Annotated in this window: 7 protein-coding genes; all 7 read right to left on the bottom strand. The window is 63.7% G+C overall.

All coding sequences use genetic code 11. The annotated features are described in order from the left end of the window. Positions 1–798: ABC transporter permease (locus tag EOA36_RS21420; RefSeq protein WP_145969246.1), on the bottom strand; the 798-nt coding region annotated here is incomplete at its 3' end. Positions 799–839: 41 nt separating this feature from the next. Then, positions 840–1784 carry a substrate-binding domain-containing protein gene (locus EOA36_RS21415; RefSeq protein ID WP_127279318.1) on the bottom strand — a complete coding sequence of 315 codons (945 nt, stop codon included), beginning with the start codon at positions 1782–1784 and terminating at the stop codon, positions 840–842. Between the two features lie 56 nt (positions 1785–1840). Further along, entirely contained in the window at positions 1841–2755 is a 915-nt protein-coding gene (locus tag EOA36_RS21410) for a sugar phosphate isomerase/epimerase (RefSeq protein WP_127279317.1), read from the bottom strand. A 75-nt stretch (positions 2756–2830) separates the two neighbouring features. Beyond that, a complete protein-coding gene (locus EOA36_RS21405) occupies positions 2831–3928 on the bottom strand; it encodes a Gfo/Idh/MocA family oxidoreductase (protein ID WP_127279316.1) in 1098 nt (365 codons plus the stop codon). A gap of 35 nt (positions 3929–3963) precedes the next feature. Further along, positions 3964–5034 (bottom strand): ABC transporter ATP-binding protein, encoded by a 1071-nt coding sequence (locus tag EOA36_RS21400; RefSeq protein WP_127279315.1) that lies wholly within the window; start codon positions 5032–5034, stop codon positions 3964–3966. 3 nt (positions 5035–5037) lie between these two features. After that, complete coding sequence (locus EOA36_RS21395; protein ID WP_127279314.1) at positions 5038–6129, bottom strand: ABC transporter ATP-binding protein; 1092 nt, start codon at positions 6127–6129, stop codon at positions 5038–5040. Beyond that, entirely contained in the window at positions 6126–7085 is a 960-nt protein-coding gene (locus tag EOA36_RS21390) for a sugar ABC transporter permease (protein WP_127279313.1), read from the bottom strand. The genes EOA36_RS21395 and EOA36_RS21390 overlap by 4 nt, the downstream gene beginning before the upstream one ends. Between the last annotated feature and the right edge of the window lie 152 nt (positions 7086–7237).

The raw sequence follows: 7237 nt of genomic DNA, 5'->3' as shown, positions 1-7237 counted from the left end.
CTCGTAGCCGGTGCCGGCCACCGGCGAGGCGGCGGAGATGCGGAAGGCGCTGATCATGCCGGCAAGGCCGGCAAGCACGGAGGTCGCGACGAACAGCCAGATCTTGACGCTGTCGGCGGGCACACCACGCGCCACCGCCGCGTTGCGGGTGGAACCGATGGCGCTGATCCAGTTGCCGAGCTTGGCGTAGCGCAGGATGTAGATGGCAAACAGCGAAAGGCCGATGAACCACCACAGCGAGGTGTAGAAGCGGAATGAACCGATGTTGAAACTGCCCGCGAGCAGTGTCACGAAGAAGCCGGGCTGGTCCCAGGATTTCAGCGGAAAGCCCTGCGTGATGTAAAGCGCCGCGCCACGCACGACGAGCAGCATCGACAGCGTGACCAGGAAGGACGAGATGCCGATCTTGGTGACGATCAGCCCGTTGATCGCGCCGATCGCGATGCACAGCACAAGTCCTGCCAGCAGCGCGACCCCGATATCGACGCCGCCATTCTGCACCAGGAGCATCACCACCACAGGCGCCAGCCCGAACACGGCGCCGACGGAAAGGTCGAATTCGCCTGCCGTCAAAAGCAGTGTCATGCCGAGCGCGATGATGCCGAGCTCGGGCAGGAACGCCATCATGTTGGAGATGTTGAGCGGCGACAGGAAATTGGCGTCGGCGACAGCGAACACCGCCAGCAGCACGATGAGGATGATGAAGGAGGAGAATTGCGGCGAGCGCAGCAGGCTGGACCTACCTTTCGCCCTCGGCGCGTCGTCTTCTGCGGCAATTGTCATGCCTGCTTGGACCATGCTTGAAAAAACGCCCGCCGCTTTAGGCGGGCGCCGGCTTCTCATTTCTTGTCGTAGAGCTTCAGGATCGGCTCGACGCTGGCGGCGTCGTAGAGACCGAAAGTATGGATGTCGTAGCCGATCGGTTCGCCCGAGGCAGCGAGCCCGAGCAGCGCCACCGGCATGAAGCCCTGCGCGGACGGGTACTGCCAGGCGGCGGCGTTGATGAAGCCATCCTTGACGGCCTGCGCCGTCTCCTTGGAATTGCCCCAGCCGACGACGGGGATTTTGCCCGCCGGCACACCGGCGCCATCGAACACGCGCTTGACGCTGGCCGCCACGGAATCGCCGAGCGCGATGATCGCCGGCGGATTGTTGGCGACCATGTAGTCGGTCATCTTGGCGATGATGCCGGCCGGATCGGTGCCGCAATCGACCACGTCATATTTGATCCCCAACGGATCGAAAACGCTGGCAATGCCCTCAGTCTCGAGCTGCTGATAGCTGGCGCCGGGAACCTCGACCGGCAGGAACACCTTGTCGCCCTGCTTCACCATCTTGTGGTCGACGAGGTATTTGGCCCAGGTGACGCCCGCTTCCTTGAGATCCGCGCCGACATAGGCCTGCCGTCCGGTCGCCGGATCGTCGGTGTTGAAGAACACGATCGGGATGCCGGCCGCCTTTGCCGCTTTCACCTCCTCGGTCCAGAGGCCCGGCTGCGCCGAGGTGGTGGCGATGCCGTCGGGCTTGGCGGCAAGCGCCGAATTGAAGGCCTCTTTCTGTGCCGCCATGTCGCCGCCGCTGAAGGAGATCTTGCAGGTCACCTTGAGCTGGTCGCAGGCCTTGGTCGCGCCGGCGTTCCAGTCGATCCAGAACGCATCCGACGGGCCGCCATGCGACAAGAGATAGAAGGTCTTCTGGCCGTCCTGCGCCTGCGCCGTCGTGCCAAGGGCGACGCCGGCGAGCACTGTCGCGGCGGCAGCCAGTTTCCAAGCGAATTTCAACATTCTTTCCTCCCTTGTTTGAAGCCGCGCCGCCATGCACCGGGCGGCGCGGCTAGCCGTCACAGGCCGTTGGCGCGGAACTTCCCGTCGAGGAACGTCTTGGCGCGCGGCACGTCGTCCTCCGACAGATGCTCGATGATCACCGGGATGTTCGGATGCTTTTCAGCCAGCCGCTGGAGATAGAGGTCGTAGTTCAGCGAACCGAGGCCGGGCGCCGGCAGTTCGATTTCACCAACCCCACGGAAGGTGTGGCTTTCCATCGCGTCGGCGTCACCGATATCGGCATGCTTCTCCGACTTGTCGTCGCCCGAGCGCTTGACGTCCTTGGCATGCGCGATCTTGATCTTGTCGGTCAGCGTGTCGAACACCTGGTTCAGGATCTGGTCCATCCGGTCGATGTTGTGGGTCTCGAAATAATTGGTCGGATCCATTAGCAGGCCGAGACCGGGATGATCGACCTGCGCGAACATCCTGACCGTCTCCTCGACCGAGCCGACGACGTTGTTGACATAGGTTTCGAGCAGGAACACCGCGCCGTGGTCATAGGCCGTCTGGGCGAGGTCGGCGATCACCTTGCGGCATTCCTCGAACCCTTCCTCGGTCTTGTTCTTGGGATGATGCACCCAGTCGGACTCGGTGTTGTAGGTGCCGGTTTCCGAGATCACGTAAGGCGAGCCGAAATGACGGGCGTTACGGATAATCTCCTTGAGATAGCCGACGCGCTTGTCACGCTCGGCTTTGTCAGGATGAATGATGTTGGTGTAGCCCGACACGCAGCAGACCGGCAGATTGTTGTCGCGGAAGACGTCGCGCACCTTCTTGGCCTTGTCCTTGGTGATCTGGCCGGCCGACAGGTCGACATCCCTGAAATGCAGGTCGAGCTGCACCGTATTGAAACCGAGCCCGCGGATCTTCTTCGCCGTCTCTTCAAGGCCGTACGGGAAATAGCCCGTGAAAATACCTGCCTGCATCATGATGTGAATTCCTCCCTGTAAGCGATTCAGTTGCCAGTGATTTCAGCTGCCAGTGATTTCAGCTGCCAGTGATTTTCAGTTGATCGAGTTTGTCGAGATTTCGGAAAGCTTGACGGTGCGGCCCAACGCGATGGAGCGGTAGCCCGCCTCCACCAGCGCCATGGTCTTGACGTTGTCGGCAACAGTGAGCGCCGGCGGCGTGCCGGTCTTCACCGCATGCTGCAACTGCTCCATCACCCCGATGAAGGCATGCGGGAACCACATCGTCTCCCAGCTCGGGCTGACCCACTCGCCCCCGGTCGTCTCCGCCGAGGCGTAAGTCAGTGTCGAGGCGGCACCCGTCGGCCAGCCGATCGTGCCCTTGGCGACGCCCTTGGTGCCGTCGACGCGCCAGTTGATGTGCTGGTCGTCGCGATAGCCCTCCTGGCGCGGACCGGACCAGACGTCCTCCAGCGACACGGCGAGCACGCCTGTGGGGAAACGCAGCGTCGAGACGGTGATGCCGTCGGAATGGTCGAACTGCGTGCGCGGATCCTTACGCGTCAGCGTCGTGATCTCGTCGGGATCGCCGAACAGGAAGCGCAGCACGTCGAGGTGATGCACGCTCATATTGGCGAGCGTCAGCCGGTCGTAACCTTGAAGGAAAGTCTGCCAATGCGGGATGGCATGCATGTCGATCTGCGCGAAGACGATATCGCCCAGCGCGCCGCTGTCGATGATCTGCTTCAACACGCGCATCGACTGGTCGTAACGCATGTTCTGATTGACCGAGAGGATCTTGCCGGCCTTCGCCGCCTCGTCGCGCAGCTTGACGGCTTCCTCGACCGACAGCGCCAGGGGCTTCTGCGCCAGGATCCCCTTGATATGCTTCTGCTTCAGCGCATGGCGGATCAGCGCCGGCTGCTGGTCGGGCGGAAAGGCAAGGTCGATGATCTCGATATTTGCGTCCTCGATCAGTTGTTCAGGCGTGTCGTGGACGGTCGGGATGCTCCAACGGTCAGCGACCTTTTGCGCATTCGCTTTTGTGCGCGAAGCGATCGCCACCACCGGGAACCCCGCCTCCTTGTAAGCGGCCAGGTGGCACTCGGCCATGATCATGCCGGCGCCGACGCAGCCGATCCTGTATTCCTTCGTGCGGACCTTCACATCCGGCTCGAAGCCCTTGCCTGTCATGCCTTCCTCCCGAAATTCTGTCCTTGCGGCCGCATTCATCTTGCCAACGCGCCTCCGCCCTGTCCGAAATAATGCACGCGTGCCGGCTCGCAGGATATCGCCACCATCGCATCGGGCCTGATATCGGGCTGGCCGCGCAGCAGTGCCTTCAGCCGCGCCTGCCCGGCGGCGAGCGTCACCACGGTGTAGCCGCCAAGCGGCTCGACCTCGAACACCCGCGCCGGGCGGCCCTGGCCCGCCTTCCCGTTGTCGCTCCAGGGGCTGACCTTGATGTCTTCCGGCCTCAGTCCGATCTCGACTGCGTCGGCCGGAGCCGCGCGGTCGGCGATGCTGAGCGCGCCTTCGGCCGCTTCGACGCCGCTCTCGCCGCGAACGGATTTGAGGATGTTCATGACAGGCGAACCGAGCAGCCGCGCCACATAGGTGCTGACCGGGCGGTCATAGATCTCGGCCGGCGCGCCGATCTGCCTGATCCTGCCATAGTCCAGTATGGCGATGCGGTCGGCGATCGACATCGCCTCTTCCTGGTCATGGGTGACATAGATCAGCGTCTTGCCGAGGTCGCGCTGGATGCGCTTCAACTCAACGCGCGTTTCCTCGCGCAGCCGCGCATCAAGCGCCGAGATCGGATCGTCCATCAGGTAGGCATTGGGATCGCGCACCAGCGCCCGTGCGATCGCCACGCGCTGCCGCTCGCCGCCCGAAAGCTGCGCCGGCGGCTTGTGCAGGATATGACCGATATGCAGCTTGGCCGCGACATCGGCGACGCGCCGCTTGATATCGACGTCGGCGACCTTCCGCTCAACCAGCGGAAAGCGGACATTGTCGAGCGCGCTCATATGCGGGAACAACGCCAGGTTCTGGAACACCATCGCCACGTTGCGCTCGGCCGGCGACACGGTGTTGACCTGCTTGCCACCGATGAGGATTTCGCCGGCATCCGGCGTCTCCAGCCCGAGCACCAGCCGCAGGATGGTCGACTTGCCCGACAGCGGCGGCCCGAAGAAGCAGAAGAACTCGTTGTCGTTGACGGTGAACGAGGCATCGTCGACGGCAAGTGTGCCGCCATAGCGTTTCGTGACATTGCGGAAGACGATATCGGCCATGGCTCAGCCCGCCCTCATCGCAAGGCCGCTGACGGCGTCGAAGATGCGCACCGATGGCGCCGCGGGTGCGACAACGGCGGTTTGCCCGATCGACAACCCGACATCATTGTCGAACACCGCTTTCACGGCGCCCTCGCCCCGTCCGAGATGAACGATGGTACGTGCACCGATGCGTTCGACGAAGGTGACAGGCATGGCAAGCCCGCGCCCGTCTTGGGCCAAGGCCACCTGTTCCGGCCGGAAGCCGTAAAGCACCTCGCCGCGTGCGCCGCGCACACTGGCCGCCAGCTCATCCGGCAATGGCGGCGTGATGCCCAGCGGGCCGAGATCGACGACCAGACCCGGGTCGCTCTCCGCCGGCCTGCCCTTGAGCAGGTTCATGCCCGGCGCGCCGATGAAGCGGGCGACGAAGACATTGGCCGGATTGTTATAGACCTCCAGCGGCGTGCCGACCTGCTGCAGCACGCCATGGTCCATGACCGCGATGCGGTCGGCCATGGTCATCGCTTCCAACTGGTCGTGGGTGACGTAGACCATGGTCTGCTTGAACTGGCGCTGCAGCTGTTTCAGCTCGGTGCGCATGACCGCGCGGAAGGCCGCGTCGACATTGGACAGCGGCTCATCGAGCAGAAAGATCGCCGGCTCCATGATCGCCGAGCGGCCGATCGCCACGCGCTGCAGGATGTTGACCGAAAGCCTGTCGGCCTTGCGGTCGAGCAGCGGCGTCAGTTGCAACAGCTCTGCGATGGCGCCGACGCGCCGGTCGATCTCGGCTTTCGCGGCACCGCGCATCCTCGGCCCGTAGGCAAGGTTCTGGCGCACCGTCATATGGGTGAAGATGGCATAGTTCTGGAAGACGAAGCCGACGCCGCGCCGGCCCATCGGCACCCCGGCCATGTCGCGCTCGCCGAACAGGATCTTGCCGCTGCTCGGCTCTTCCATGCCGGCGATCATGTTCATCGTCGTCGACTTGCCGCAGCCGGACGGCCCGAGCAGCGCCATGAACTCGCCGTCGGCGATTTCGAGGTCCATGGTCTTCAGCGCCGTGAAGTCGCCGAACGTCTTGGTGAGGTGCTTGAGCTGGATCGCGCTCATGCCGGCACCTGTCTCGCCCGCGCCATGCGCTTCATGGCGAACACGGCGACGATGGAGAGCACGACCAGGATGGCCAGCGCGATCGCCGCGACATAGCCCCAGATCAGGTCCTGCGTGGTGACCTTGTAGATGTAGACGGAGATCGTCTCGGTGGCGACGCCCGGGCCGCCGCCGGTCATGATGTAGAGCGTATCGAAGATCTTGAAGTTCTCGATCACCCGGATCGCCAGCGCGATGATGATGATCGTCTTCATCTTCGGCAGCACGATGGTGGTAAAGCGCTGCCAGGGATTGGCGCCGAGCAGCGTCGCTGCCTTGATCTGGTCCTCCGGCACGCCGACGAGGCCCGCGAGCAGGATCAAGAACATCAGCGGCGTCCACTGCCAGATATCGGCGATCATCACCGCGATCAGCGCCAGCGTCGGGTCCGACAGCCAGGCAATGGTGACTTGCGTGCCGGTGACTGCCGACAGGATGTCGTTCACCGGGCCGCCCGACTGGAACAGCATGAAGAACATGTAGCCGGCCACCGCCGGCACCACCATCATCGGCATCAAGAGGATCGAATAGAAGATGCGCTTGCCGGGAAAATCGTCGGCGAACAGCGTCGCAAGTGCCAGGCCGAGCAGGAACTCGGCTGGCACGCAGACGATCATGACGATGGCAGTGCGCTTCAGCGCGCTCCAGAAGCGCGCGTCGGCGGCGAGGTCGGTGTAGTTGGCGAAGCTGTCCCACATCTCCCAGGCGTTCCACCAGCCGAGGCCCGAGAGCGGCGACCAGTCGGTGACGCTGATGTAGAGCTGCATCAACAGCGGAAAGGCCGAGATAAACAGCACCAGGATCTGCGCCGGCAAGGTCAGGCGAAAGCCCAGCCGCGTGCCTTCGTCGCGCAGGACTGGCTTGCCGCGCACGGCGCCCATCTCGTCCTCCGAAATCGTTGCGGTCAAGGCGCTCATTGCTTGAGCGCCCCAAAGGTCAGCCCGCGCACCAGATGGCGCTGGATGGCGATGCCCATGATGACCGGCGGCACGGCGGCGATCAGCCCGAGTGCTGCCTTGGCGCCATAGAGCTGGCCGGTCATCGACGACGACAGCGAGGCCATGTAGAC

This window comes from Mesorhizobium sp. M8A.F.Ca.ET.021.01.1.1, from assembly GCF_003998025.1.
Lineage (GTDB): Bacteria > Pseudomonadota > Alphaproteobacteria > Rhizobiales > Rhizobiaceae > Mesorhizobium.
This window is presented reverse-complemented; position numbering and strand designations above follow the sequence as displayed.

Bases quoted from the DNA above. Each gene is read 5' to 3' on its own strand.
- EOA36_RS21415 (WP_127279318.1), bottom strand. From the start codon at position 1,784: ATGTTGAAATTCGCTTGGAAACTGGCTGCCGCCGCGACAGTGCTCGCC.
- EOA36_RS21410 (WP_127279317.1), bottom strand. From the start codon at position 2,755: ATGATGCAGGCAGGTATTTTCACGGGCTATTTCCCGTACGGCCTTGAA.
- EOA36_RS21405 (WP_127279316.1), bottom strand. From the start codon at position 3,928: ATGACAGGCAAGGGCTTCGAGCCGGATGTGAAGGTCCGCACGAAGGAA.
- EOA36_RS21400 (WP_127279315.1), bottom strand. From the start codon at position 5,034: ATGGCCGATATCGTCTTCCGCAATGTCACGAAACGCTATGGCGGCACA.
- EOA36_RS21395 (WP_127279314.1), bottom strand. From the start codon at position 6,129: ATGAGCGCGATCCAGCTCAAGCACCTCACCAAGACGTTCGGCGACTTC.
- EOA36_RS21390 (WP_127279313.1), bottom strand. From the start codon at position 7,085: ATGAGCGCCTTGACCGCAACGATTTCGGAGGACGAGATGGGCGCCGTG.